We start from the raw sequence: 26,496 nt of genomic DNA on the forward strand, positions 1-26,496 counted from the left end.
GGGCTGAAAGCAATTTGAAGGAATTCTGTAAGCCGCCATCTCGGCCAGGAGGGAACAATCTGTCCACTATTTGACCTAGGGATATCCCGGAAAAAGTTATGGTTCCCCCGGATGTTCGATATGTCGCCATGCGATTTAGCATCTCCCACTTCGCTTTTCCGCCTGCCGATTCTTGTGGGCGGGAAGGCGTTGAGATATGCGCGCGCCACTTTTTCCAGCGATGTTCCGGCGCGTCAGACTAGGGAGACTGCAGCTTGATAAGAAACAGACAGGACTTTTGGTCCGGAGCCATGTTTATTGCTTTAGGGGGGGCCTTTTCCGTACAGGCCACCGAATATTCCATGGGAAGCGCGGCCCGCATGGGACCGGGATATTTCCCGTTCTGGCTCGGCATCGTGCTGGCGTTGATGGGCGCGGTTGTGCTGATCAGCGCACTGGCCAAGAAGGCCGAGACGACCACAATCACTCGCTACGATTTCCGCATCCTCTTCCTGGTGATCGGTTCGGTCGTGTTCTATGGTTTCGCGCTGCGTTACCTGGGGCTGTACATCTCGGTATTCCTGCTGGTTCTCATCAGCAGCCTTGCCAGCCATGAATTCAATTGGAAAGTCGCGGTCGCCAACGGCCTGTTCCTCGTGGCGTTCTCCTACCTTGCGTTCATACGCGGCCTGGGTTTGATATTTCCGCTGTGGCCCAGCGCTTTCGGCAACTAGGAAACAACAATGGAACTTCTACAAAACCTGATGCTGGGTTTCTCGGTGGCGTTCACGCCGGAAAACCTCAGCTATGCATTCCTGGGTTGCCTGTTGGGCACGCTGGTCGGCGTTCTGCCGGGGCTGGGGCCTGTTCCCACCATCGCCATGTTGCTCCCCATCACGTATGTGTTGCCGCCCACGGCCGGCCTGATCATGCTGGCGGGCATTTACTACGGCACCCAATATGGCGGTTCGACCACGGCCATTCTGGTGAACTTGCCGGGTGAGACATCCGCGGTGGTGACGGTGCTGGACGGCCACCAGATGGCACGCAATGGCAGAGCGGGCGCCGCGCTGTCGCTTGCCGCCATTGGCTCATTCTTCGCCGGTAGCGTGGCCACCGTGCTGATTGCCGCGTTTGCGCCACCCTTGGCGGAAGTGGCATTTGCCTTCGGCCCGGCGGAGTACTTTTCGCTGATGGCATTGGGGCTGATCGGCGCGGTCGTGCTCGCTTCCGGCTCGCTGCCCAAGGCCATCTGCATGATCTTGCTGGGTTTGCTGCTGGGCATGGTGGGTACCGACGTCAATTCCGGGGTCGCTCGCTACGACTTCAGCATTCCGGAATTGCAGGACGGTATCGACTTCGCGATCGTGGCCATGGGTGTTTTCGGCCTGTCGGAAATCATGGCCAACCTGGAGCAGAAAGAGAACCGCGTCGAGATTACCGACAAGGTGGGTTCGTTGTACCCCAGCCGCCAAGAGTTCCGCGAAGCGGCGCCCGCCATCGTCCGGGGCACCGCCCTGGGTTCGGCGTTGGGTATCTTGCCCGGCGGTGGTTCGGTGTTGTCGGCGTTTGCTTCGTACACGCTTGAAAAGAAACTGTCGAAAGAACCCGAGCGTTTCGGCAAGGGCCACCCAGCCGGCTTGGCCGGCCCTGAGTCCGCCAACAACGCCGGTGCGCAGACCTCGTTCATTCCCTTGCTGACGCTGGGTATTCCCGGCAACGCGGTGATGGCGCTGATGGTGGGGGCAATGACCATCCACAACATCCAGCCCGGCCCGCAGGTGATGACCAGCCACCCCGAACTGTTCTGGGGCCTGATCGCCTCGATGTGGATCGGCAACCTGATGCTGGTGATCCTGAACCTGCCGCTGATCGGCATCTGGGTGAAATTGCTGCGCGTGCCCTACCGCATGCTGTTCCCGGCCATTCTGGTGTTCTGCACGATCGGGGTGTATTCGCTGAACTACAACGTGTTCGACATCTTCATGTTCGCCATCTTCGGCGTCATCGGATATGTGTGGAGCAAATTGGGTTGCGAGGGTGCGCCGCTGCTGCTGGGCCTGGTTCTGGGTCCCATGATGGAAGAAAACTTCCGCCGGGCGCTCTTGCTGTCGCGGGGTGATTTCAGCACCTTCGTCACGCGCCCGCTGTCGGCGACGCTGTTGGCGCTGGCCGCCATCCTGCTGGTGCTGGTGATGTTGCCGGCCCTGCGTAAGAAACGTGAGGAAACGTTCGTCGAGGTCGACTGACCACGGGGAACAAGATTGGCTCCGGGCCTGGTGCGGCGCAAGCTGCCCAGGCTCGCTTTTTTTAGTCTGATTGGCCGACACGTGCCGCATGTCAGCCTGGGTTTCAGTTTTCTTTCAGGTTTCTTTCAGCTTTTTTTACAACTGAGTTCACGCGTCACCAGGCTCTTCAAGCCATATAGACGTTCACGATGCAAGATTGTGGGCAGCGGCAGCGGCTCGCGGTCCAACGCGACGTAGTCGGCCGGAATCTGCGCCACCGCCTCGCGCATGCGTGCCGGGTCGGCCTGCCACCATTGCACCAGCATGCGGTCCGGGTTGTAGACGTCCAGCCCCTGGCGGCGCAATTCCGAACGGTTGAAATCCTTCAGGTTCCAGGTCAGCACCTGCACCACGGGCGGCTGCTGCAAGCCGCAGCGCGCACGCCGCGCCAATCCGGCCGCAATCACATGGAAGTCCTTCGGATCGCTATAGCGCAACGACGCTTCGTACACTTGCGTGTCGACCTCGTTGGCCTGGGGAAAGCTCGCGTTCATCTCGGCCCAGAACTCGGCCAATACCTCGGGCGGAATATCCCAGATGCGCGCGGCGTTGCGCCGCCATTCCTCACCGATGCGTTCGGTCCAGACGGGCGTGAATACGCCGGCCTCGGCCAGGCGCAACAACAGCCGGCGCAGGATGCCGGACATCAGGACGCACGCGTCCAGGACGATGAAGGGGGCGGGGGCGGGTTGGATGGTCAAGATACGTTCGAGCACCGGCGCGTACGGGAAGAGCGAGCACCGCCGAGGGATGCGGCCCGCAGTCGTCCGGAGAAATTAATAGGAGGCGAGCGCAAGAATAAAGGTTTTTGCCTTGATGCGCCCTGGCCGCTCCCCGACAGGGGAGGCCGCATCGCCCTTGGGCCGCTGCGTGACGCGCGGGCCGTCGGGCGAAGGGGGGCAAGCTCTTGCGGTTAGCGCTTCACGCTCAGTGCGGGCGCAGCGAGCAAGGCTTCCTGGGTCTTGATCAGTGCCGCCTGCGTTGACCGACGGGCGGCCAATCCGAAATCGCGGATGAACTCGCTGTACTCCGCTTCTCCGGCTTCCATCACCGTGATGGTGGCGTCACCATTGTTTGCGGTGCCGCTGACCTTGGTGATCAAGTTAGTGGTGAAGCGAGTGGGAGGCCATGTCACGAAACTGGATGACGATGAGTCCGTCACCAGCGTCGGGACAACCACATAGTCGACGTTATCCGCCGCCGTGGGTTCAGGCGTTTTGATCTTGATGACGTTCGTAAACACATTGCTGAGCATCTTGTAGAACGCCGTCTCGATCTCTTTATAGGGCTGGTAGGTGACTTTGTCGCCACCGCCTCCCGGTGTTTTTACGGTTTTTGCAAGATCCGCTTCGGCGATGTAATAAGCAACGTTGGCGTTAATGCGCGGGGTATCTGCCGGCGCTTCGATTTTGGCGAGGTCTGGAGAGATCGTGATTTTGTGGGCGCAACCGGACGCAACCGCCGCAACGATGGATAACGCGACCAAGCGAATTATTTTATTCAGCAGCATGGCCGGTCTCACTTCAGAGCGTTGAGGAATGCGGGATCGCTGAACACGTCAGTGATCAGTTTGCTTACCAGGTTGCGATATTCCTCAATGGCGCGAGGCAGCGCGACCGCCGCAACGAACGACGACGGCCATTCGTGTTTGGCCGTTTTGACTTGGTCGTACTTGACCGTGCCTGCATGGGTGACGATGAACCGAGCCTCGACGATACCGGTACCCGTGCCCATCGGCACGCTCATATCGTTCTTCAGCAGCGTGCCGGACACCTCAACAGACGATTGATCGGAATACTTTCCAGCCAGTGTCAGTTCCTGCTTCAGCGCTTCAGCAAGGTAAGCGCTGTAGCTGTTGTTATAAGGCGAGCTTAATTTCGAGCCGCGCAGAGAGATGGGATTGGCGTTTTCCTTGCTCGGCTCGCTTTTGAATTCGCCCACCTTCGCGGTGAAATCACCTGCTTTTTTCAGTGCGGTCACATTATCCATGGACGCCTGATAGGGCGGTGCGACCATCGAGCAACCGCTCATCGCAGCGCAAAGGACTGCGACAGACAAGACTTTATTCACGACCAATCACCATCATGTTATTCGGAGGAAACCGAATCTAACATTCATTTACTTTTTATAATAAAAGGGTAAACCCTGATTGGTTCTCGCCAAGGGGAGAGAATGCCGGGATGTCTTATTTTGGGGATTGGTCTGCGCAAGAACCGGCAAGATTTGCCGGGGCGCTGTGGTGCCCGAGACCGGAATCGAACCGGTACGGCCTTGCGGCCGAGGGATTTTCTTACCACTTCGGCTTTCGCCGCCAGCGCGGGTGCGCTGTTCGTGGTCTGGAGCACGCCTTCACCATAGCCTTGCGGCCGTAGGTGCCCGCCGTCTGCTCTCTACACCTTCCCCGGCTTTTCAATCGGGGCTTGGCTCGGCGTTGGCTCGGAACAGGTCCAGGGCGTTCGCCGAGTTTGACGGGCTACACCTTTGGAGTTTCCCCCAAAGGGCTCAAATTTTTTAAGTCCCTTGTGTCTACCAATTTCACCACTCGGGCAATGCGCGGTCCTTTGCAAGGGCCGGCAGCGGGCGTGACTATAACATCCCGCCGTGCGCGCCTTCGCTACTTGCGGCCGAACAGCCGGCCAAGAAAGCCGGCGGGTTTGGCGGCGGCCGCTTCCGCTTCCAGCGCGTTCTTCATCGACAGCTCTTGAAAATAGGGTTTGCCGTTTTGCTGGTAGGACGCGGAAGCCTGGCGGTAGGCCACGGCGGATTCGGCGTGGCGCTTCATCTGGCCGTAGATCCTGCCACGCGCAAACAGCGCCCAGCTGCGATAGTCGGGGTCCAGCGCCAGCAGGCGGTCGCAGGCCGCCAGCCCTTCGTCATGGCGCTTGGCGGCGATCAGTGCATTGATGCGTTCGGCGTGAAGCGGGCCGCTGTCGGACCAGCGTTCCAGGGCAGTGTCGGCATAGGCCACGGCCTCGTCGGCGCGGTCCAGGTGCGTCAGCGCTTCAATGCGGACGCGGCGCCATTTCAGCCAGTCGGGGTCCAACGAGATGGCCACTTCCGCCAGCGGCAGCGCTTCGTCGTGGCGTTCCAGGTAGTTCAGCATGTCAGCCGCGTTGCCGGGCAGGAAATCGTCGCCGGGCGCGAGTTCATAGCCTTTCAGGTAGTACGCCAGCGCGGCTTCCCAGTTGCGCTGGTCGCGCTGGGCGTTACCCGCCACGAACAGCAACTGGGCGTCGCCGCTATCAAGCGGGTCCAGGCCCAGCAGCGCCTGTTCGGCCAGCTCCGGTTTGCCGCCGCGCACGTATTCGCGGGCTTGTTCCTTGCGGCCTTCCCAGCCGGTGTCGGACAGCGCATCCAGATGGCGCCACAGGGGCACGGCTTCGTCCGCGCGACCCAGCCGGTGCAGCGAGCGCGCCTTGCCTTCCAGCGGCCAGTCCCAGTCGGGTTCGCGCCGCAGCAGGCTGGTCCATTCTTCCACGGCGTCGGCGTCGCGCCCCATGGCTTGCAGGCAGGACGCGCGGTTGTGCTGGATGGCGTTCTCTTCGCCCAGGATGGCGCGGGCGCGGTCGAACATGGCGATGGCGTTGTTCAGGTCGCCCAGGCGCCGGTAGTTGTTGCCGGCGTCGTACAGAAAGCCGCCATTGTTGGGCGCCAGGGCGACGGCGCGCTGGTGGTAGAGCAGGGCATCCGCGTAGCGGCCGGCGTTGTGCAGGTTTGAACCGATATAGCAATGCGGTGCGGCGGCGGCCGAGCGGATCTGAGCGGCTCGGGTCCAACTGGCGATGGCGTCATCCAGCCGGCGATCGTTGATCAGCAGGTAGGCTTCGGCCATCAGCAAGCCATAGTGGGACGGCGCGCGTTGGCGGGCGTCGCGCAAGGCGCGCCAGGCTTCCTGTTCGTCGCCTTCGTCGTAGCGCACCACGGCCTGTACGGCGATGGCGTCGCTGCATTGCGGGTCCAGCGACAAGGCGCGGGCCACGTCGGCGTCACGTTGGGCGTAGGCCTTGCGTTGGGCGTGGCAGCGCGCGCGCAAGGCCCAGACGGTGGCGGATCCGGGCGCTTCGCGCACGGCCTGTTCGCACAGGGACAGCATCTTCGGCAGGTCGCTGCCGTCTTCGGCGCGCTGGATGGCTTCGATCAAGGCGGACATGCGTGGGGTTCCGTCGTGGGGGGTTTATCTTTTACCGGGCGCGCAATGGCAGGAAATGCTGACCCGATCAAGGCGGCTTATCGCGCGAAGGCGCTGGCGTCGTGGCGGCAAGAGTAGGTGCGGTCGCTGGCGGGGATGTCGTCGCTGCCACATTGCCACCGCCGCACGCCGCCGCCCTTGCGTTCGGCGCGCAGTTCCGGCACGTAGACCAGATGCTTGCCCGCCAGACTGGGGGCGCCGTCGGCACTGGGCGTGCCGGCAATCGTGAAGCGCAAGACGCCGTTGACGGGGTTCATCTCTACCTTCGAAAAGCCGCTGCTTTCCAGCGACTGCGCGCTGATGCCCAGGTCGTCCAGGCTGGCCGGAAATTTCTGCGTGCGCCGATAGTGGTTTTCCGCGAGCCGGCGCACGGGGTCGGATACCAGGTCCAGGCGGTTGATATCCGCGTGTAGCGGGTTGTCGCTGTTGCTATCGCCGGTGGCGTTGACGCCAATCACGATGCCCACCACGACCAGCGCCAAAATGCCGAACACGGCAAACAGGAACTTGCCCGCGCCGGTGACCGAGGGGGCCCGGGCGACAGCTGCGTGCATCGCGCGCGGGTTCGCATCGCGCGTGACCACGTGCGTGCCCGCCAAGGCGTTGTGCATGGCCCGTTCGCCAAAGATCATCTGCTGCAAATGGTGGAACAGGCCGGGCAGCAGCAGGTTCACCGTGTACTTCAGGCTATGGCGCCACAGAGAGCGAAGCAGGCCCGGAGCCTGGCCCTTGCGATTGACCACCCGCTGCTTCAATACACGCTTGCCCGGCGAACCGTTACCCCAGGCATCCATGAAAGCGGGCAGGAACCAGCCGATCAAGCCGGCGGCAAAGGCAATCAAAAAGGGCGGTTTGTTGCCGGTCAGGCCTTCGTAGGTCAGTTGGGCGGCCATGATCAAGACGATCATCCCCACCGCCATGACGATGGCGTCGATGGCGCTTGCGCCCAGCCGGGCCCAGATGTTGGGAAACACCTGTGCGTTGTTATGAGCGGACTGGGCTGGGGCCTTGGACGCGGGGGCTTTTGATGGTTTGTTTTTTGGTTTGCCGGGCGCAGGCGCGGCGGGGACGGGCAAGGGCGCCTGGCAACTGAAGCATTGCGTATTGGAGGCGGGGTTTTGCCAATTGCAGCGGGGGCATTGCATGGAAACAGGGATCCTGGTGATGCCGGGGCCGTACAACAACGACCGGAGCGCGGATGATACTCAAGTCTTGCGCTAGGGAAAACCCGAATCACCGCGCCGACGAACAACGCGGGACACTCTCGGCCATGAAGCCCGCCCAAGCCCCCTCAAGCCACGCCCGCGATATTGATCCCATCTCGCTGCGCTTGTTCTTATCTGCCCTGGAAGAAGGCAGCCTGGCGCGAGCCGCCGCGCGCGAGAACATCGTGCCGTCGGCGGTCAGCAAGCGCATGTCGGAAATGGAGGAAGCGTTTGGCGTGCCGCTGCTTGAGCGCGGCGTCAAGGGCGTGCAGGCCACGCCGGCCGGCAACGCGCTGGCCACGCATGTGCGTCGGCTGTTGCAGGACGTGGAACAGATGCACCGCGAGATGGCGAGATTTGCGAGCGGTGTGCGCGGGCGCGTGCGCCTGGCGGTCAGCGTGGCGGCCTTGTCGGGTGACTTGCCCGCACAGATCCAATCGTTTCGCCGGGCACACCCCGAGATCGACATCCTGCTGCAAGAAGACACGACGCAAGCCGCCTTTCGCGCCGTGCTGGAAGGGCTGGCGGACGTGGCGGCGGGGTCGGACTTCGGGCATGACGGCTTGCAGGTGTTTCCCTACGGGCATTGCGAACTGGCCGCTGTGGTGCCGGGCCAGCACGTGCTGGCCCAGCGCGAGACGCTGGATTATGCGCAGTTGCTGCCTTTCGAACAGATCGAACTGAACCGTGACAACGGCATCAGCAGCGTGTTCGAGCAAACCGCGCAAGCCATGGGCGTGACACGGCGCATCAGCGCTCGTGTCAGCGGGCACGAGACGATCTGCACTTTGGTCGCGCGCGGCATGGGCGTGGCGGTGGTGCCGCTGTACCTTAAGGCGCGCCACACTCATCTGGATATCCGCTTCATTCCGCTGACGGGGCCGTGGTCCAGCACGCCCTTGAGCATCGCCGTGCGGGACCCGGATGCACTGGCGCCTGCCGCGCGAACCTTGCTGGCGCATCTGGGTGTGCTGCCGTTGGGCTGAAGGTGAGCAGGCCCGGGCCTAGCTGCTTAGGGGCCTACCTGATCAGGGGCCTACCTGCTTAGGGGCATACCCGGACGTTCCGAAACGAGAATGCCCCGGTGCTGAAAGACCGCTACCCGCGATGCGCCGACGCCCGCGATCATGCTTGCATCTTCACCGGCCAACAAGGACATCCCGATGAGCGCAGCACCGCCTTCACCCTTCATGGACAGCGCTGAATTGCCGTTGCGCGGCATCAAAGTGCTGGAACTGTCGCACATGATCATGGGACCGGCCGCGGGCTTGTCCCTGGCCGACCTGGGCGCCGACGTGATCAAGGTGGAACCGATAGACGGCGATCGCACGCGTCGGCTGAAGGGCTCGGGCAGCGGCTACTTTCCGGTGTTCAACCGTAACAAGCAAAGCTTGGCGATTGACCTGAAGTCGGCACAAGGCCAGGAGCTGGTGCGCAAACTTGCGCTGCAAACCGACATGGTGGTGGAGAACTTCCGCGACGGCAGCCTGGCGCAGTACGGGCTGGACTATGAATCGCTGTCGGCCGAAAACCCCAGGCTGATCTACGTGTCGCTCAAGGGCTTTCTTTCCGGGCCTTACAAGCACCGGACGGCGCTGGATGAAGTGGTGCAGATGATGGGCGGCCTGGCCTACATCAACGGCGGCGCCGACACACCACAGCGGGTGGCCGCGTCGGTCAACGACATCCTGGGCGGCACGTTCGGCGTGGTGGGCGCCTTGGCCGCGCTGCACGATCGCCACGCCACGGGGCGCGGTCGCCACGTGCGATCCGGCTTGTTTGAAAACAATCTTCTGCTGGTCGCCCAGTTCATCGCGCAGTATCAGTTGACCGGCACCGCGCCCAAACCCATGGGCGCCGAGCGCAAGCCGCCATGGGGCGTGTACGACGTGTTCGAAACCGCCGATGGCCGCGTGTTCGTGGCGGTGGTGGGCGACGCGCAATGGCGCAACTTCGCACAGAAATTCCTGCCGCCCGAATGGGCCGCCGACCCGCGCCTGGCCACGGCGGTTGACCGCGAAGCCGCGCGCTCCTGGCTGGTGCCGGGTGTGGGTGAAATATTGAAATCCTGGAAGACGGACGATCTGTGCGCCGCGCTGGAAGCGGCCAACCTGTCTTACGGCCCGATCCGCCAGCCCCACGACCTGCTTGATGACGCCCATTTGACCGCTGGCGGCGCGTTGCTGAAGACGCGGCTTCCCGATGGCGCCGAGATATCGGCCGCGGCGCTGCCGCTTGAATTCGACGGTCGCAAGGCCGGCAAACGCATGGATCCGCCTGAGCAGGGCGGCCATACGCACGCCATCTTGCAGGGGCTGGGGCTGGACGCGGCGCGCATCGACGCCCTGCGCGCCGCCGGCGTGATTGCATGACCGGGCCGTAGTGCCCGGAACCCTGTCGAGGCGGCGTCAGACCGCCAAGACATCCATCAAAGAGGAGACAACATGATCCGCAAATTCGTCGCGCTGACGCTACTGGCCGTGGCCTGCACGGCCCAAGCCGAAACCTATCCCAGCAAACCCATCCGCATCATCATCCCGTCCACCCCAGGCGGGGGCACCGACTACATCGGTCGCCTGATGAGCACCCAGTTGCACGAATTGAATGGTTGGACGGTCGTGCCCGAAAACAAGCCCGGCGCGGGCACGGCATTGGGTCTGGCCGAGGCGGCCCGCGCACCGGCGCAAGGCTATGACCTGGTGATCGGCCAGTCGGACAACGTCACGCTGATTCCGCTGCTGATGAAAGTGGCCTATGACCCCATCCGGGACCTGACGCCGGTGGCGCTGGTGGCCACCACCCCGATGGTGCTGCTGGTGTCGCAGGCCTCGCCCTACAAGACGCTGCCTGACGTAATCGAAGCCGCAAAGAAAGCGCCCAACCAGATTTCCTACGGTACGTCGGGCACCGGGGGCGGTGTGCACATCGCCATGGAAATGTTGCAGCACGAAGCCGGCTTCAAGATGCAGCACGTGCCCTACAAGGGCTCGGCGCCAGCGTTGGCGGACCTGATGGGCGGGCATCTGCAGTTTGCGGGATCGTCGATTTCGTCGGCGGCCGCGTTGATCAAATCGGGCAAGGTCCGTGCGCTGGCGGTGACTTCGCCCAAGCGTAATGCCGCGCTGCCCAACGTGCCCACCGTAGCCGAACTTGGCTACAAGGATTTCAGCGTGGTGACTTATTACGGCGTGCTGGCGCCAAGCAAGACGCCCAAGGACATCGTCCAGCGCCTGAACGCCGATTTCAACAAGCTGTTGGCCAAGAAAGAAGTGCGTGAGGCGCTGGCCGCGCAGGGCTTGGAAACAGATCCCGTTTCCAGCGCGCAATTCGCCTCGCTGATTCAGTCAGATATAGGCAAAGCCAAGCAGACGATCAAGAGCGCGGGCATCGTGGTCCAGCAATGAACGCAGGGGTATCGACAAGGGGTGGCCTATGAGCCAGGAAGTCAGAATTTGCGAAGTGGGTCCGCGCGATGGGCTGCAGATGGCGCGGGGCATGATGGCCACTGCCGACAAGCTGCGGTGGATTGGCCAACTGGCCGCGGCCGGCCTGCGTGAAATCGAGGTGGGCAGCTTCGTGTCGCCAAGGTTGGTGCCGCAGATGGCCGATACGGGCAGCGTGTTGCCCGATACCCTTGGGATTGATGGGCTGACCGTCTGCGCGCTGGCATGCAACTTGAAAGGCGCCATCGCCGCTTACGAGGCCGGCGCGCACGTGGTGGCGTTTCCCATTTCGGTCAGCGACACGCACAGTCGCGCCAATGTGGGCAAGGGCACGGATGCGCAGGTGGAGATGATGGCGTCCATCGTGGACTGGGTGCGCGCGCAGCCGCGCCCCATGCGGATCGACGCGGCGGTCGCCACCGCGTTTGGCTGCTCGCTGGAAGGCCCCGTGCCCGTTCGTCGGGTGGCCGACGTGGCCGCCGCCGTGGCGCGCACGGGCGTTGACGAAATTGCATTGGCCGACACGGTGGGCTACGCGCACCCCGCGCAAGTTCGCCAGGTCGTGCGCGCCACCCAGGACGCAGTGGGCGCGCGGCTGAGCAAACTGCACCTGCACGACACGATGGGGTTGGGGCTGGCCAATGCGCTGGCCGGGCTGGACGAGGGCATCCGCGCGTTCGACGCCTGCCTGGGCGGGCTGGGCGGTTGCCCGTTCGCGCCGGGGGCGTCCGGCAACATCGTGACGGAAGATCTGGTGTTCATGCTGGAAAGCATGGGCTACCGCACGGGCGTGGACTTGCCTCGGCTATTGGCCGCGCGCGCATTGCTGGCGCAGGCCCTGCCACAGGAAGCGCTACGCAGCGGCGTGGCGGCGGCAGGCATTCCGAAGACATTTCGGGCCGGTATGCCGGGGTAGTGTGGGAATTCGGGGAGGGCAGCCGCGCCGTCAGGGCGTGTCGGCTGCCATCGAGGGTCTGGCGGAAGCGGTGAGATTCGAACTCACGAACGGTTGCCCGTTGCCGGTTTTCAAGACCGGTGCAATCGACCACTCTGCCACGCTTCCGGATGATGCTGTGCCGCGGGTCAGGCGGCGGCGTTACGGCTGTGGGGCGATTCGGCCGTCAGGCAAACATTCTGCCAAAACCAAAACGCGAGATGCCGTAAAGGGCGCAATAATAATCTATTTGCTGCAAAGGAGGCACGCGATGCATGCTGTAGAAATCTCCCGCCCCGGCGGCCCCGAGGTCCTGGTCCCCGTAGAACGTCCCACGCCCGAGCCTGGCGCGGGTGAAGTTCTGATCAAAGTCAGCGCCGCCGGCATCAACCGCCCCGACGTGTTCCAGCGCAAGGGCAACTACGCGCCGCCGCGCGGCGTGTCCGATCTGCCGGGCCTGGAAGTGGCTGGCGAAATCGTCGGTGGTGACGTGGCCGACAGCGGCTTCGCCATCGGCGACAAGGTCTGCGCCTTGGTGGCCGGCGGCGGTTACGCCGAGTACTGCGTTGCCCCCGTCGCGCAATGCCTGCCCATCCCCAAAGGCTTGTCCGACATTGAAGCGGCCGGTTTGCCCGAAACCTACTTCACGGTCTGGAGCAATGTGTTCGATCGCGGCCGCCTGTCCGAAGGCGAGATCCTGCTGGTGCATGGCGGCGCAAGCGGCATCGGCACTACGGCGATCCAACTGGCGCGCGCGATGGGCAATAAAGTCTATGCCACCGTCGGCAGCGATGACCGGGCCCGCGCCGTCGAAGCGCTGGGCGCCGAAAAGGGCATCAACTACAAAACCCAGGATTTCGTGAAGGAAGTCATGGACGCCACCGACGGTAGCGGCGTGGACGTCATCCTGGACATGGTGGCGGGCGACTACATCGCGCGCGACATGCAGTGCCTGGCCGATGACGGCCGTATCGTCATCATTGCCCAGTTGGGCGGTTCGCGCGCCGACGTGGACACCTCGCAGGTGATGCGTCGCCGCCTGACCATTACGGGATCCACCTTGCGTCCCCGTCCGGTCGCCTTCAAGGGCGCCATCGCGCGCGCCCTGCGCGAGCAGGCCTGGCCCTTGTTGGAAAAAGGGGCCATCAAGCCGATTGTGCACGCCACCTTCCCGCTGGCCGAGGCCTCCAAGGCTCACGCCATGATGGAAGGCGGTGAAAACATCGGCAAAATCATCCTGACGATGTAAGAATCGCGCGGCGTTCGGCGTATCGCCGCGCAACAGGATACAATCTCGGGTTTCGCCTGGAATTTTTTCCAGGCAGTCCCGTGCGCGGTTGCATCATCCCCCCGGGACTCACCCACTCTGACACCTTGCCATGACTTCAGTCGAAAACCGCGCCCGCCTTGTGCTGGGCAACTGGAAGATGCACGGCAACCTGGCCGAGAACGCCGCGTTGCTGACCGAGCTGCGCGCCGCGGACGCCGCGAGCCACTGCGAGATCGGTATCTGTGTTCCGTTTCCCTATCTGGCGCAAGCCGGCTCGGCCCTGACCGGAAGCAGCGTGTCCTGGGGCGCGCAAGACGTCAGCGCACACGAAAAAGGCGCCTACACCGGTGAAGTGTCCGGCGCCATGTTGAAAGAATTTGGTTGCCGCTGGGCATTGGCCGGCCACTCCGAGCGCCGCGTGCTGCACGGTGAAACCGACGAAATCGTGGCTGCCAAGGCGCAAGCCGCGCTGGCCGCTGGCCTGACCCCGGTGGTCTGCGTGGGTGAATCGCTGGCTGATCGCGAAGCCGGCAACACGTTGGCCGTCATTGAACGCCAATTGAAGCCGGTGTTGGCGCTGGGCGCGGAAGCCGTGTCGCGCATGGTGCTGGCCTACGAACCCGTCTGGGCCATCGGCACCGGCCGTACCGCCAGCCCCGAGCAAGCGCAGGAAGTTCATGGCGCCATCCGCGCCGCCTTGCGCACGCTGGGCGCGGCGCAGGTTCAAGTTTTATACGGCGGCAGCGTAAAAGCTGCCAACGCCGCCAGTTTGTTCGCCATGACTGATATCGACGGGGCCCTGGTCGGCGGCGCGTCGCTAGTGGCTGAAGAATTTTTGCGTATTGCCGCCATCTAAGTTTCCGTTCCGGAGTCTGTAATGCCCTTGATGCTTAAACTTTTGCTGGCCGTCCAAGTGATATCGGCGCTGGCTATCATCGTTCTGGTCCTGCTGCAGCAGGGCAAGGGCGCCGACATGGGGTCCGCTTTCGGTAGCGGCTCGTCCGGCAGCCTGTTCGGTGCCACCGGCGCCGCCAACTTCCTGTCGCGCGCCACCAAGTGGGCCGCCGTGGTCTTCTTCGCGTCCACCGCCGGCCTGGCCTATGTCAGCCACAAGGGCACCAGCGGCCCCGCCGTTGATTCGGGCGTGATGCAGAACTTCCCGGCCGACCGCTCCGTGCCGCAAGTGCCGGGCGCAGCCCCCGCCGCACCGGGCGCAGGTAGCTCGTCGGTGCCTGGCGCGGCTTCGGTTCCGGCTGCGCCTGCCGCGCCGGCCAAGTCCGACGCGTCGGTGCCGTCGGCCCCGGCCGCACCGGCTGCCGCTGAAAAGCCGGCTGAAACGCCCGCCAAGTAAGTCAGGGCATGCCCAAAAAGGCCGGCGAGCAAACGCCGGCTTTTTTTTGCGCAGGCCAGATCGCTGCGCATTGCTAGCAGGCTTCCGGCGCCAACAAATTCCATGCTAGAATGCTCGACTTTCTGGCCTTGCCTACGGGGAAGCCAAGAAAACTGGTGAAAGCCGACGTGGTGAAATTGGTAGACACGCTATCTTGAGGGGGTAGTGGCGAAAGCTGTGCGAGTTCGAGTCTCGCCGTCGGCACCAAGAATTTGTCCAGGGCTGCCCTGGAAGTAAGAAAGCTAAAAAGCCCGTAAGAATCAAAATCTTACGGGCTTTTTGTCGTTCGCTCTTGCCCGCTGCCTTGCTTGACGAGCGGGTTGAGGGGTTGAGGGGTTGAGGGGTTGAGGGGTTGAGGGGTTGAGGGGGTGACGGGGTTCAGGGAGTTGACGAGGTTAGCGTTCCTGGCGGCGGCTGAGGCCCGCAGCCGCCAGCATCAGCGTCAGGCTGACTGCGACGGCCACCGCCGCCATCGCCATGCCTTCTCCCACCGATCCCTGCTCGAACTGCCGCCAGACGAAGATCGATACGGTCTGCACTCCGGCGGGCGCCAGCAGCAGCGACGTCACTAGCTCGCGCGACGCGACGGCGAACACCATCAGCATCGACGCCGCCAAGCCGGGCAGCACCAGCGGCAGGACGATGCGCCGCAGCGCCAACGCCGCGCTGGCCCCGTGGACGCGCGCCGCCGCCTCCAGGTTGGCGCCGATCTGTGCCAATGCCGCGCCGACATAGCGCACAGGGTAGGGCAGGAGCAGGCAGGTATAGGACAGCAGCAGGATGGCCCAGGTGCCGTACGGAGTTACCGGCCAGAACGGCTGATTCCACGCAAGGATCAGGCCGACGCCGACCACCACGCCAGGCAATGCGGCGGGCAACATGGCCAGCGTGTCGATAAGCGCGGCCCCGCGCACGTGACGCCCCGCGACGCACCAGGCCGCCAGCAACCCCACGGCACCCGCAAGCAAGGCCGTCCCGCTCGCCAGCGACATGCTGGTGGACAGGGCCTCCCACGCTTCGCCACGGGCATCAAATAGCGCGGCGAAGTTGGCCAGCGTCAGGTTGCCGGCCGACAGCCCACCCGACACGTTGCGCGTCAGCGCGGCGGCCAGCATCGAGGCCAGCGGCGCGGCCACCGCAATCAGCGCTACGGCGCTGAACAGCAGCAGCACCAGCGCGCGCCATGGGCCCAGTTCGCCGCGCGCCAGTGGCGCGGGCTTGCCGGTCGTGGTTTCGAAGCCGCGCCCCGCCAGCGCGGCGCGTTGCACGGCATAGGCGGTCATGGCCAGCGCCACCAGCACCAGCGACAGCAGCGAGGCGCCGGGCAGGTCGATTGGCCAGTCGGCTAGCCGGCGTTCGATGGCGGTGGTGAGCACGGCGACGCCCGACTGCGCGCCGAGCGCCGCGGGGACGCCGTATTCCTCGATGGCGAGCGTGAAGGCAAGCAGCAGGCTGGCTGCGATGGCGGGCAGCGCCAGCGGCAGCGTGACGCGCAGGAAGGCGCGCCAGGGTCCGGCGCCGAACACGCGCGCCACGTCCGCCATCCGTGCTCCGGTGGCCGCCATGCTGCGCGAGACGGCGAAGTACACGACGGGAAAGATCGCCAGGCCCATGGCCAAGGTCACGCCCGTTGGCGAGAACAGCAGCGGACCCAGGTTGAAGCCCGTCAACTGTTCAAGATAGCCGCGAGGCTGCAGCGCCATCGTCCACGACAAGGCCGCTATATAAGGCGGGAGCAGGAAGGGCACCAGGAACAACAGGTCCCACAAGCGCGCCAGCGGCACGCGGAACAGCCCGCGCAGCGCACCGAGCGGAATGCCGATGGCCGCGCTTACGGTGGCGACGCCCACGCCCAGCTTCAGGGTCCCGCCGACCAGGCCCAGCGTCGCGGGATTGCCCAGCGTGTTGGGCCAGGCGCCGAACGGATCGCGCAGCGAGCCTTCTGCCAGATGGGGAAAGACGGCTTGCAGCGTCACAAACGCCATGGGCAATGCGACGAGCACCGCCAGTGCGGCCAGGGTGGTGGCCGCCAGGAGATAGATGCTTTTCATGGATGGGATCGGATGCCGGACCGGCCGGCACCCCGGCCTGTCAGTGTTGGCCGAAGACGCGGCCGAAGCGGGTCAGCACGTCGGCCCGGCTGGCGCCGGATTCGGCTGCTGCCTCAGGCAGTAAGGCCAGATCCTTGAACACCGGCCGCTTGGCTGCGACGTCCTGGCGCGCAGGCATCAGCCAGGCATCCGCCACAGCGCGCTGGCCTTCTTCGGACAGCACGTAATCCACGAACTTGCGCGCCTCGTCGGCTTGGCGCGCCGTCTTCAGGATCATCATGGGACGCGGGGCGATGGCGGTGCCGCTGGACGGGAAGATGACCTTCACCGACTCACCCTTGGCCACACTGGCGTACGAGACATAATCCACCGCGCCGAACACCGCCGCCTTGGCGCCTTGCAGCACGGGCGTCAATGCCTGGGCGTTGGGGCCGGAGATGGTCATGCCGTTGTCGCGCAGCTTTTCGAAGAGCTTCCACGCGGCCTCGCCCTGGGCGTTCTGCAGGCCCAACAGCAGGTCGAGCGACGCACCCGACAGGGCCGGGTCCGGCATGGTGACCGCCTGCTTGAAACTGGGGCCGGTCAGGTCGGCCCAGTCGCGCGGCTCCGGCGTGCCGCTGCTTGTGTTCCAGACAATGCCCAGCGCCGAAATACCTTGCGCGACATAGCTGGGCGCCTTGAAGCGTGCTGGCACCTGGGCGGCGTTCGGGCTTTCATAAGCCATCAGCCAGCCGCGCTGGTCCAGGTCATGGGCGGTGTCCCACGATGCGGAGATCAACACGTCGGCGCGCGGGTTGGCCGCTTCGGCCTCCAGGCGCGCCATGACCTTGCCCGTGGTGGCCTGGAATACATCAACCTTGATGCCGGTCTTGTCCTGGAAGCCGGCCGCCAATTGCTTGATAAGGCCGCCCGGTCCGGCGGTATAGACGGTCAGCGCCTTGGCCTGGCCCGAGGCCAATCCGATAGAAAGCGTCATGAGAAGCGTAGCGAGTAGTTGGGAAAAAGGTGCGTATGACATTTAAGCAGAGTCCTTGTTGACTGCCACGAGTTCGGCGATGCGGCCGCTTTCCATGCGGGCGATCGTGTGCGCCAGCGCATGGGCTTCCTCGTGGTCGTGGGTGACGTAGACGGCGGTCGTGCCGAGCCGACGCAGCAGTGCGCCGATCTCGACGCACAGCGTTTCGCGCAGCGTCCGGTCCAGGTTGGAGAGGGGTTCGTCGAACAGCAGCACGCGGGGTCGTGCGACGACGGCGCGCGCCAGCGCCACGCGCTGCTGCTGGCCGCCGGAAAGGTCGGCGGGCCGGCGCTCGGCATATTCATGCAGGCCGACCATGGCGAGGGCGTCGCGCACGAGCGTGGGGCGCGTCTTGCGTGCGACGCCCCGCATCTCGAGCGGAAAGCCCACGTTCTGCGCCACGCTCATGTGCGGCCAGAGGGCGTAGTCCTGGAACACCATGCCCAGGTCGCGGCGCTCGGGCGGCTCGTGGTGGCCGCCCTTGCTGACCACGGCGCCACCGAACCTGATGTCGCCGTGCTGCGGCCGCAGCAGGCCGGCCAGCGCCTTGAGCAGGGTGCTCTTGCCGCAACCGGAGGGGCCGAGCAGCGCCAGGACCGTGCCCGCGGGCACGTCCAGGTCCACTCCGTCCAGCACCGTATGGCCGTTGAATGCGTGCCGTAGGCCGCGCACGGCAATCGCTGTGCCGCCGGCGTTGGAGGCGGGCGCGTTCAAAACCGATGCCGCATGCCGACGTTGAGGCCGAACTGGTTCTTGCCCGGTTCGACGTTCGCGCCATACTTGCCGCCGATCGCGCTCAAGGAGGACTTGTCGTCATTGACGGCGTAGGCCGCCATGGCGTACAGCGTGGTGCGCTTGGACAGGTCGTATTCGTTGCCAAGCACGAACATGGTCGACTTCTGGCCCGTGCCGGCAGCCTGCGCGGCGGGGCAGACGGCGTTGTTCATGTCGTCGCACACCGAATCGTTCAGATGGTAGACGGCGGCCGACAGGCGCAAGTTGCCCTGCGGCTTGTAGCTGACGCCCAGCCACGTCATGTTGTTCTTGTAGCTGCGCTGTGTGAGCTTCTGGTCGAGCCAGCGGTAGCCGGCGTAAAGCTTGACGCCGTCAAAGTCGTACGACAGGCCCGCGACGACGCGGTCTTCACGATTGCCGCTGTTGGCGCCCGCTTTTGGCTTGTCGGCGTTCTTGGCATGGTAAAGCAACGCTGCGTCCAGGCCGCCCGACTTGTAGCGCAGGCCACCGCCCACCATGCGTCCGAGCTTGCTGTCCTCAAATGATTGTTCGTTGTTCCAGCCGGAGCTGTAGTAACCGCCGATAGAGACGGGGCCGAGCTTGCCGACGTACATGACGGCGTTGTCGGTACGGTCCGAGAATGCGGCGTCGGGCCGCTTGATCGAGAAGTTGGCGTTGCCGAACGGGTTGTACTTGCTCATCCAGTCGATCATCAGCGTGTTGTGGCGGCCCAGCGTCAGCCGGCCCCACGTGTTGCTGGAAAAGCCCACGTAGGCCTGGCGGCCGAACAGGCGTCCGCCCTGCAGCGCTGTGCCGTTGCTGGAGCTAAAGCCGTTCTCAAGCACGAAGATGGCCGAGAGGCCGTCACCCAGGTTCTCGGCGCCCTTCAGGCCCCAGCGCGAACCGTTCAGGTTGCCTGCGCTCATGCCCGTCTTGCTGTTGCCGGCGGGACCGTTGTTGAGGTACTGAAGGCCGGTGTCGATCAAGCCGTAAAGCTGGACCGAGGTGGCGGTGGCGGCGAGCGCGGGGGGCGCTGCCAGGAAGAAAGCGGACAGGCAGGCGCCAGCCGCCGCAATGCGGAGTGTCGATTTCATAACGGAAGTCCTCTTTGGGATTCAATCGGAATCGACACTCTAGGGGCGGGTTGCTACACGTCGATGACACGGCCAATCGTTGCGACAGTTCCCGTGGCGCGGGAAGGTCGCCGTCGGAGTAAACCTGACCCACCCCGGCATCAAAACAACCTAGTTTCTGATCTTGATATTTCCCGCTTTGCGTTTGTCCTTGAGCCGATAGCTGTCCCCGGCGATCTGCACGATATGAGCGTGATGCAGCAGGCGATCGAGCAACGGCAGTATTGGCATCGGGCTTGGGCATCAAGGCAGCAATGAAGCTCGGCAATGGGGAAAGGCCGATGCTGGAAACTGATTACGAAGTACGAAAATCTGTGGCTATAAATAACAGCGTGTTACTATTCCGCCCGAATTATGTAACCAAGTATATATCCGGATAAAAGGAAAAACATAATGCGCTGCAAAGGGTGGGTTCGAAGTGGGTTGTTGTGTCTAAGTGTTGTCGTGCTGGCGGGCTGTGCGGGAACGCGGACAGTTGCCGAGAAGGACGCGAGAACCCATTTGGCGGCTTCTGACTATCAGGCTTATGCGGCGCTTTACCTGGATGCCAAGGGGCAACCCACCTATGACCCAGCGAGCCTCTTGGACGCGCTAGAGGCGGGCAAGGCGTTCAACGATGCCGGGATGTGGGCGCTGAGCCGTGACGCCTTTAATGCGGCCGCCAGCCAACTGAACTGGAAGGAAGACACGGTTGACACGCCAGCCGAGGTTGCCAATCTAGTCGGCACGACCCTGACCAGCGGCGCCTTTGGCGCCTACCAGGGCAAGATTTATCAGGGTGCCCTGATTGACTACTACCAGGCCATCAACCACCTGATGCTGGGCGATGAGGCGAACGCACGGGTCGATTTCAATCGCCTGCAAGTTCGGCAGGGCAATGCTGCGAGCCAGCTCAAGGCCTATGCGGACTCGGTCAACGCGTCGGTGAAGTCGGACCTGGCCGACGAGAACGGTGAAGCCTCCAAGAAAAGCCTGGGCGAGGTAGGCCCCAAAATCGCGGACGGCGTCAAGGACCTGCCCAGCGGCCTGGTCGCGGCAAAGATCCGGTTGTCGGCGGGTGATGCGATGAGCGCCGTGTTCCGCGCGACGTCGTCGTCGGTGTCGGACAAACGGTTGAACCTGTCGAAAGACATGCTGAAAAGCGCCAATGCTGCGAGCGCCACGCGTGGCGGCAATGCCGTTCTGGCCTATCTTGGCCACGAACTGCGGCGCGGCAAGGGCCTCTTGAAAAACAAGGCCATCATTCTCTACGAGGACGGTGTGGGCCCCAGCTTCAAGGAATTCCGGATTGATCTTCCCTTGTTCATCGTCAGCGACAAGGTCACCTATACCGGTATGGCTTTGCCGCAATTTGTGCGCGGGCAAGCCGCGTATGGCAGCCTGCGGGTAGGCTCCGGCAAGACACAACAGGAAACCGCCGTCCTGACCGACCTCAATGAAGTGGCCGGGCTGGAATTTGATGCGGGCTACAAGGGTGTCGTGGCCAAGGCGGTGATTTCCACCGTCGTCAAGACCGCCGCGCAGGCGGGCGTCAATAATCAAATCGACAAGCAGAAGATGGACCCCCTGCTTGGCGGCCTGTTGAAACTTGGCACCGGCGCGGCCCAGTACGCCTTGACCAAGGCCGATGTTCGCGCCTGGGCCAATTTGCCCGATACGCTGCAAATGGTCGTGGTCGACCGTCCGAAAGACGGTCTCCTGACGCTGACGGGCGGCGTGCAGGGCGCGCCCATTGCCCAGATTCCCTTGCAGGAAGACGTCAGCACGCTGGTGTTGGTCAAAGCCTCCGGCACCTTGGGAAAACCCGCTGTCTACGTGCAGCCCCTGCCGGCCCAGCAACCGGTTGCCCAAGGCGTGGCGACGGTGCAAGTCGCCCGCGGCATGTGACATGAAATATCGATACAGCGTTTGCGCCAGCGCCTTGCTGATGGGCCTGGCTGGCGTATCGGCAGCGCAGGCGCCATCCCGTGTGGTCATGTGCGACATGACCCTGGCGCCTGAATCCGCCTTGCAAGTCCAGGACGATGCCAGTCGCGAAGGCGCCGTGGTCGAGGGCGTCACGTTGATCGACCTGCCCAATGGCATGAAGGCCGTGCAGTTCTCAATACGCAACGCGCGGAACCCCAAGCCGTTCGGCACCATTCTGCGGGTTCGCTACACCGTCCAATGGTTTGACGATTGCGGTCGTCGCATCGCCAATGGCGCCCAGGTCCTTGATGGCCTGGCGCTGGACCCGCAACGACAGGAACTTATCCAGTCCACGGCCATGGCCCCACAAGCCACGCGCGCCTTTGTGCGTATCTACGTTGAAAACTGAATATCAAGAATCCATGAAAAAAATATCTCTCATCGCCGTCTTGGCCATGTCCCTGGCCGGTTGCCAGAATATGGCGGTGGTCTCCAGCAACCCCAATGGGGATCTCAGCCGTACCGGCCAGCCGGGCCTGGTGTCCTTCGGTCTGCAGAGCACCGATTTCGAGTTCGCGTCCAAGAAAGCCGTTCAGGAATTCCTTGAATCGCCTTATTCGAAGAAGCCCGGGGGCGGGCGCTGGGTGGTGCAGATGGGCGAGGTGGTCAACGACACGACGTTCCGCATCGACACGGCCAGCATGACGTCGCGCATGAAGATCGCCCTGACCAAGACCGGGCAGTTCATCTTCACGGGTGCGACGGGCACCGAGCGTACCGACTACGTCAAGAATTCCCGCCAACTGAGCAAATCCAAAATGTTCAACCAGAAGACCGTGGCTCGTAACGGCACGGTCGTCGCCTCCGATCTGGAAATGCTGGGCGGCATCCGCCAGCGCACGGTCGTCGACGGTGCGCAAAAGCAGCAACAACTTGAATATGAATTTGATTTCCGCGTGGTTGAACGTGATACCGGCCTGGAAATATTCCAATCCCTGATTCCCATCGAAAAGCTGGGGCCCAATCAGAACTTTGCTTGGTAAGGGGCGCGGACATGTGCAAATTCACACCGATCGTTTTGGCCTTGTCTCTGCTTGCAGCAGCTCCGATGCACACTGCAATGGCTCAAGCTCAAGCGCAGCCGGCCGCCGGCACGCAAGCCGTACCGGCGCCTGCGCCCGTGCCCGCTCAGGCCTCGGAAGCGCTTCTGGACAAGGCAACCGGGGCAAATGCCATGGGTGATGAGCCCGTTCAGAGCTATGCCGACTGGATCTCCGAGTTCGAAACGCAGTTCGGCCAGACCATGGGCGAGGCTCAGGATGGGCGCGTGTTTTATGCAGGCTGGGCGCCGATATCGAGCGACAGCGCGGCTGATCCGCACTACGGCACGCAACTGGCGCTGGCCTACGAACGCGCGATGTTCGACATGCAAGCCGATTACATCCTGGCAAACTACGGCCGCTTGAAGGCCAAGACGATACTCACGCACTTCGAGGATCAGTCCAGCAACAAGGACGCTTTCGATCCTGTCGAAGTGGACGAGGCGGTCAAGGCCGGCGGTGGACGTCTGGAAGCGCTGCTGGACAAAAGCCTGACGCTGCTCGACAAGAAGCTCGACAACGAATTGGTCAAGGAAGGGGTCCCGCCGGCAGATATCCAGAAGATGTCGGTGGAGCAGAAGAAGAACCTCTACAAAGACAATTTGAACAAGAGCGTATTGAAGTCCGCATATCAAAATATGCAAGGGCTGGTGCCGGTTCAGACGCGCATCTTCCCGCAAACAGCGAATGGCAAAAAGACCATGGTGGTTGCGGTGGTTGCGGTGCAGTCCGAGAAAACCCGGCAGTTTGCGCAGGACATCGTACGCAAGCGTCCCTCGTTGGTGAAGGGCGATCCCAAGCTGCTCAAGGACATCTTGCCGGCGAACGAAAAGGGATACCTGAACGAGATCGGCCTGCGGTTTACCTACGATGAGGCTGGCCGGCCCATGCTGTTGTCCTATGGCCGCACGTCGGTTCCGATGGACCCCAGTTGGAGCGCGTCACGCGCGATTCGGGCTCAGCAGACCGCCCAGCGCATCGCCCAGTCTCTGGCCGAGGCGAACATCGTCGCGTTCACCAACAACAATATTCAGATTTCCGAGAATACGGACGTCGGCGACACCAATGAAGAGTGGGCCAGCAAGATCACCGAGATCGATGCCGGCCGGGCAGGCGAGAGCCAGCAGATCAAGGAACAGATTGCCGACACCATTCAGAAGTTCTCACGGGCAGGTACGGCGACGGCGAACGGGGAGCTGCGCGGCACCACCATCGTGAAGCGCTGGAGCGCTCAGGATGCCAATGGGGTGGAACACGTTGGCACCGTGGTCGGCTGGACTTACGGCCAGCTTGACAATGCCAACGCCATTGATGCGCAGGCGCGCGGCAAAGCCAATGGACTGCAACAAGGCGCCGCGAAGGCCTCGGCCGGCGACCAGGCCCGGACGTCGAAGCCCATCAATAGCAAGAATGACTTTTGACGGCCGCCAACCCTCGCTACAGGACCACCCCATGAGAGCCGTTCTTTCATTTTTGACCCTTTCCTTGATTCTTTGCCTGAGTCTGGGTTCGTTTGCCAGGGCGCAGGTAACTGAAGCTTCCGTAACGGCGGACGGTCAGGGCATGAGCCGCGACGACGCCATTCAATCGGCGCTGGTCAACGCGGCGGGGCAGGCGTTTGGCGTGCGCCTGTCCGCGCAATTCGTAACCCAGAACATGTCGGTCGATGCGTCTGTGGATAACGAAGACCATTCTGTTGTCGTCAGTGCTTTGAACAAGAATATCCGCCAGACGCTCAATACCCCGCAGAACGCGCCGATACTGGGCTACGACGTCAACAACGTGGTTCAGAATCCCGGGCAGGGCTGGGAAGCCAGCGTTACGCTGCGCTACGCCAAGTACGAACGTCTGGGGGCCGACAGCAATCGGCGCAGCGTGGTGGTGGTCAGCAACAGCAAGCAATTTCGTCAGCCGTTGATCCAAACCGTCGGCGAATCCCTGGTTGGCACGCGTCGTTTCGATGTGCTGAACCGAGAAAACGACAAGCTCTTCCAGGATGAGAAGGAATTCATCCTGGGGGACGCCGCGGCCAACCCCGAAGTGGCGCGACTGTCGCAGGCGAGCGGCGCCGACTACCTGGTGGTGGCGCAGTTGCAAAGCTTGAACGTCAGCAACAACCGCCGTGAAACGATCGTGATGACAGGCGAAGTCCTGGTCAATAGCGCCGCCAGCGGGACGCTGCAATTGCAAGTGATCGAGTTCTCTTCCCGAAAAATCAAATGGTCGGGATCGCAAAAATTCGGTGGCACCTATCCGGGGGCCACCAGTGTCGGCGCCGACACGCTGCAAAAGTTGATCGGTGGGGCAGCGGACAAGCTGGTCAGCCGCATGGTTGATGCGATCTATCCGATGCAAGTGATCAAGGTGATGGGCGACACAGCCATCATCAATCGGGGCGAAGGCGGTATCTCTGCGGGCGAGACCTATGCGGTATTCCAGGTAGGCGAAGATCTGCGTGATCCCCAAAGCGGGGAATCGTTGGGCGCCATGGAAACCGAAGTGGGGCTGGGCAGGGTCACGGAAGTCAAACCCAAGTTTTCCTTCCTGAAAATGGCATCCGGTACGCTGACCGAAGGCGCTAATTACATCGTGCGCAAGACGGATAAAAAGCCTCCTGTCGCGGCGGCTCCAAAGGCCGCGCCCAAGCGGGCAGCGGCGGCAACAAGCAAGCCTGCGGCGCCTGATCGCGCGAATGTGTTTCTAAACAATTGAGCCGCCATGGGGACAAGGGGCTGGTATAAAGACCCTTGTCTTTTCAACGTAGGCGAGCAAATGTCGATTCAATCATTGGCCCGTTGCGGCGCGGCGCTGGCGCTTGTCGCGATGGGTTCGGGGTGTTCTTTAGTTGGACTTGGAGATTCCCGCAGTAGCGAGTGTCAGTGGTACCGCAGCAGTTGCATGCACGAAGGGTCTTACGATCCCGGCGAAGAGGACTACGCGGAAGAGGAAGCAAAACGCCTCAATCAGGAATCGTCCGACCGCTTGCGCCGCAGTTCGGGCGATTGATCCGGTGATTGATCCAACGATTGACCCTGCCATGGGCCGCGCGCGGTTCAGCTCTCCAGATAGTGGCTCCGCAAGGCGTCCACGTCTATCTGCAACACATCCCTCAGGTAGCGGTCCATGCCGCCGAATTCCTGCTTGATCGCCTGCACCGAGGCGTCCAGGTAGGCGGGCGCAACCTCCAGCAGAGGCATCATCACGTCTTCCGTGACGCCTTGCGCGGTGGATTTGGCCAGGATGTCCTGGAAGAATCGGGCGTTGCAGTGATTCGATTCCAGGTAGTTCGACACGATGTCGTCATGCGCCACGCCTAGGGCCGACAACAGCAGCAGCGACGCGAAGCCGGTGCGGTCCTTGCCGGCGGTGCAGTGAAACAGCAGGGTCTTGCCAGTCATCGCCGTTTTCAGGAAGCCCCCGAACGGCTTCTGGTAGCGCGAGGGAAATTCGCGATAGATCTCCACCATCATGGTGGTGCTGAAGCCTTGCGTGGCTTCGCGCAGGCGTGGCAACAACACGGCCATGGCCATATTGCCGTCCAGCACGGGCGACGCAATCCAGTGAAAGCGCTTGCCGAAGTGCGCTTCGTCCTGGGCTTTTTCAGGCTCAGCGCGAAAGTCGATGACTACTTCCAGGCCTAACGCGCCCAGCCGGTCCAGATCGGCGGCGCTGGCCCGGCCCGGGTTGCCGCTGCGAAAGAGCTTGCCCGTGCGCAAGCGCCGCCCGTCAATGCCGGTCAGCCCGCCAAGGTCGCGCGCATTGTGGACCTTTTCAAGGGGCAGGCGGCGTTGGAGCGCGGCCTGTGTGGCGACAAAGCTTTCCGTGTGCGGCTTGGCTGTGGGCATGGCGACCTGGG

General features: G+C 63.1%; 25 protein-coding genes, 2 tRNA genes and 1 pseudogene. 16 read left to right on the plus strand and 12 right to left on the minus strand.

Annotation, left to right across the window (positions count from 1 at the left end; translation table 11 throughout):
• Positions 1–290 precede the first annotated feature (290 nt).
• Complete coding sequence (locus WBR68_RS02405) at positions 291–713, plus strand: tripartite tricarboxylate transporter TctB family protein (protein ID WP_050449606.1); 423 nt, start codon at positions 291–293, stop codon at positions 711–713.
• 9 nt (positions 714–722) lie between these two features.
• Positions 723–2,228, plus strand: a complete 1,506-nt coding sequence (locus WBR68_RS02410; protein ID WP_050449607.1) for a tripartite tricarboxylate transporter permease — start codon at positions 723–725, stop codon at positions 2,226–2,228.
• Positions 2,229–2,353: 125 nt separating this feature from the next.
• On the opposite strand, the gene WBR68_RS02415 is transcribed toward WBR68_RS02410, so the two are convergent.
• The 5 genes from WBR68_RS02415 to WBR68_RS02435 all read right to left on the minus strand — a co-directional run bounded on the left by WBR68_RS02415 (position 2,354) and on the right by WBR68_RS02435 (position 7,430).
• Positions 2,354–2,914, minus strand: a complete 561-nt coding sequence (locus tag WBR68_RS02415) for a PIN domain-containing protein (RefSeq protein ID WP_230693493.1) — start codon at positions 2,912–2,914, stop codon at positions 2,354–2,356.
• A gap of 266 nt (positions 2,915–3,180) precedes the next feature.
• Positions 3,181–3,777: a hypothetical protein gene (locus WBR68_RS02420; protein WP_230693435.1), complete on the minus strand. Its 597-nt coding sequence runs from the start codon at positions 3,775–3,777 to the stop codon at positions 3,181–3,183.
• 8 nt (positions 3,778–3,785) lie between these two features.
• Positions 3,786–4,337, minus strand: a complete 552-nt coding sequence (locus WBR68_RS02425; RefSeq protein WP_050449639.1) for a hypothetical protein — start codon at positions 4,335–4,337, stop codon at positions 3,786–3,788.
• A 544-nt stretch (positions 4,338–4,881) separates the two neighbouring features.
• Positions 4,882–6,417: a tetratricopeptide repeat protein gene (locus WBR68_RS02430; RefSeq protein ID WP_230693436.1), complete on the minus strand. Its 1,536-nt coding sequence runs from the start codon at positions 6,415–6,417 to the stop codon at positions 4,882–4,884.
• Positions 6,418–6,494: 77 nt separating this feature from the next.
• Positions 6,495–7,430, minus strand: coding sequence for an RDD family protein (locus WBR68_RS02435; protein ID WP_230693437.1), 936 nt, complete (start codon positions 7,428–7,430; stop codon positions 6,495–6,497).
• A 296-nt stretch (positions 7,431–7,726) separates the two neighbouring features.
• Here WBR68_RS02435 and WBR68_RS02440 point away from each other — a divergent pair, with 296 nt between their 5' ends.
• The 4 genes from WBR68_RS02440 to WBR68_RS02455 all read left to right on the plus strand — a co-directional run bounded on the left by WBR68_RS02440 (position 7,727) and on the right by WBR68_RS02455 (position 12,020).
• Positions 7,727–8,647, plus strand: coding sequence for a LysR family transcriptional regulator (locus WBR68_RS02440; protein WP_230693438.1), 921 nt, complete (start codon positions 7,727–7,729; stop codon positions 8,645–8,647).
• Between the two features lie 177 nt (positions 8,648–8,824).
• The gene (locus WBR68_RS02445; protein ID WP_083447545.1) at positions 8,825–10,033 is read left to right on the plus strand and encodes a CaiB/BaiF CoA transferase family protein; all 1,209 of its coding nucleotides are present in this window, start codon (positions 8,825–8,827) and stop codon (positions 10,031–10,033) included.
• A 72-nt stretch (positions 10,034–10,105) separates the two neighbouring features.
• Complete coding sequence (locus WBR68_RS02450; protein ID WP_230693439.1) at positions 10,106–11,065, plus strand: Bug family tripartite tricarboxylate transporter substrate binding protein; 960 nt, start codon at positions 10,106–10,108, stop codon at positions 11,063–11,065.
• A 28-nt stretch (positions 11,066–11,093) separates the two neighbouring features.
• Positions 11,094–12,020, plus strand: coding sequence for a hydroxymethylglutaryl-CoA lyase (locus WBR68_RS02455; RefSeq protein ID WP_127183694.1), 927 nt, complete (start codon positions 11,094–11,096; stop codon positions 12,018–12,020).
• Between the two features lie 59 nt (positions 12,021–12,079).
• Here the strand turns inward: WBR68_RS02455 and WBR68_RS02460 are convergent.
• Positions 12,080–12,167, minus strand: a tRNA-Ser gene (locus tag WBR68_RS02460).
• Positions 12,168–12,309: 142 nt separating this feature from the next.
• On the opposite strand from WBR68_RS02460, the gene WBR68_RS02465 reads away from it, so the two are divergent.
• From WBR68_RS02465 to WBR68_RS02480, 4 genes are all read left to right on the plus strand, one after another.
• Positions 12,310–13,287, plus strand: coding sequence for an NAD(P)H-quinone oxidoreductase (locus WBR68_RS02465; protein ID WP_050449615.1), 978 nt, complete (start codon positions 12,310–12,312; stop codon positions 13,285–13,287).
• A gap of 130 nt (positions 13,288–13,417) precedes the next feature.
• Entirely contained in the window at positions 13,418–14,164 is a 747-nt protein-coding gene (gene tpiA / locus WBR68_RS02470; RefSeq protein ID WP_050449616.1) for a triose-phosphate isomerase, read from the plus strand.
• Between the two features lie 21 nt (positions 14,165–14,185).
• Positions 14,186–14,659, plus strand: a complete 474-nt coding sequence (gene secG / locus WBR68_RS02475; protein ID WP_230693440.1) for a preprotein translocase subunit SecG — start codon at positions 14,186–14,188, stop codon at positions 14,657–14,659.
• 161 nt (positions 14,660–14,820) lie between these two features.
• Positions 14,821–14,905 (plus strand) — tRNA-Leu (locus tag WBR68_RS02480).
• Between the two features lie 188 nt (positions 14,906–15,093).
• On the opposite strand, the gene WBR68_RS02485 is transcribed toward WBR68_RS02480, so the two are convergent.
• The 5 genes and pseudogenes from WBR68_RS02485 to WBR68_RS02505 form a co-directional block, all read right to left on the minus strand.
• Entirely contained in the window at positions 15,094–16,749 is a 1,656-nt protein-coding gene (locus WBR68_RS02485) for an ABC transporter permease (protein ID WP_230693441.1), read from the minus strand.
• 40 nt (positions 16,750–16,789) lie between these two features.
• Positions 16,790–17,725 (minus strand): ABC transporter substrate-binding protein, encoded by a 936-nt coding sequence (locus tag WBR68_RS02490; RefSeq protein WP_198158229.1) that lies wholly within the window; start codon positions 17,723–17,725, stop codon positions 16,790–16,792.
• A 42-nt stretch (positions 17,726–17,767) separates the two neighbouring features.
• Positions 17,768–18,478: an ABC transporter ATP-binding protein gene (locus tag WBR68_RS02495; protein ID WP_230693442.1), complete on the minus strand. Its 711-nt coding sequence runs from the start codon at positions 18,476–18,478 to the stop codon at positions 17,768–17,770.
• Positions 18,475–19,593, minus strand: coding sequence for a porin (locus WBR68_RS02500; RefSeq protein WP_230693443.1), 1,119 nt, complete (start codon positions 19,591–19,593; stop codon positions 18,475–18,477). Before WBR68_RS02500 ends, WBR68_RS02495 begins: the two co-directional genes overlap by 4 nt.
• A 150-nt stretch (positions 19,594–19,743) precedes the next feature.
• Positions 19,744–19,848: pseudogene (locus WBR68_RS02505) on the minus strand (ATP-binding protein); the annotation flags it as partial.
• Positions 19,849–20,133: 285 nt separating this feature from the next.
• Here WBR68_RS02505 and WBR68_RS02510 point away from each other — a divergent pair.
• The 6 genes from WBR68_RS02510 to WBR68_RS02535 are packed head-to-tail and all read left to right on the plus strand — an operon-like array spanning position 20,134 to position 25,646.
• A complete protein-coding gene (locus tag WBR68_RS02510; RefSeq protein WP_050449622.1) occupies positions 20,134–21,519 on the plus strand; it encodes a hypothetical protein in 1,386 nt (461 codons plus the stop codon).
• A gap of 1 nt (position 21,520) precedes the next feature.
• On the plus strand, positions 21,521–21,949 hold the full coding sequence (locus WBR68_RS02515) for a hypothetical protein (RefSeq protein ID WP_230693444.1): 429 nt from the start codon (positions 21,521–21,523) through the stop codon (positions 21,947–21,949).
• A gap of 13 nt (positions 21,950–21,962) precedes the next feature.
• Entirely contained in the window at positions 21,963–22,583 is a 621-nt protein-coding gene (locus WBR68_RS02520; protein ID WP_164741221.1) for a penicillin-binding protein activator LpoB, read from the plus strand.
• Between the two features lie 11 nt (positions 22,584–22,594).
• Positions 22,595–24,061 carry a DUF6844 domain-containing protein gene (locus WBR68_RS02525; protein ID WP_230693445.1) on the plus strand — a complete coding sequence of 489 codons (1,467 nt, stop codon included), beginning with the start codon at positions 22,595–22,597 and terminating at the stop codon, positions 24,059–24,061.
• Positions 23,976–25,352 (plus strand): hypothetical protein, encoded by a 1,377-nt coding sequence (locus WBR68_RS02530; RefSeq protein ID WP_127183698.1) that lies wholly within the window; start codon positions 23,976–23,978, stop codon positions 25,350–25,352. Before WBR68_RS02525 ends, WBR68_RS02530 begins: the two co-directional genes overlap by 86 nt.
• 60 nt (positions 25,353–25,412) lie before the next feature.
• Complete coding sequence (locus tag WBR68_RS02535) at positions 25,413–25,646, plus strand: hypothetical protein (RefSeq protein WP_050449641.1); 234 nt, start codon at positions 25,413–25,415, stop codon at positions 25,644–25,646.
• A 47-nt stretch (positions 25,647–25,693) separates the two neighbouring features.
• Here the strand turns inward: WBR68_RS02535 and WBR68_RS02540 are convergent, their stop codons facing one another.
• Entirely contained in the window at positions 25,694–26,485 is a 792-nt protein-coding gene (locus WBR68_RS02540; protein WP_230693446.1) for a tyrosine-protein phosphatase, read from the minus strand.
• Positions 26,486–26,496 lie beyond the last annotated feature (11 nt).

The organism is Achromobacter sp. JD-1 (genome assembly GCF_038594925.1).
GTDB classification, from domain to species: domain Bacteria; phylum Pseudomonadota; class Gammaproteobacteria; order Burkholderiales; family Burkholderiaceae_B; genus Achromobacter; species Achromobacter spanius_C.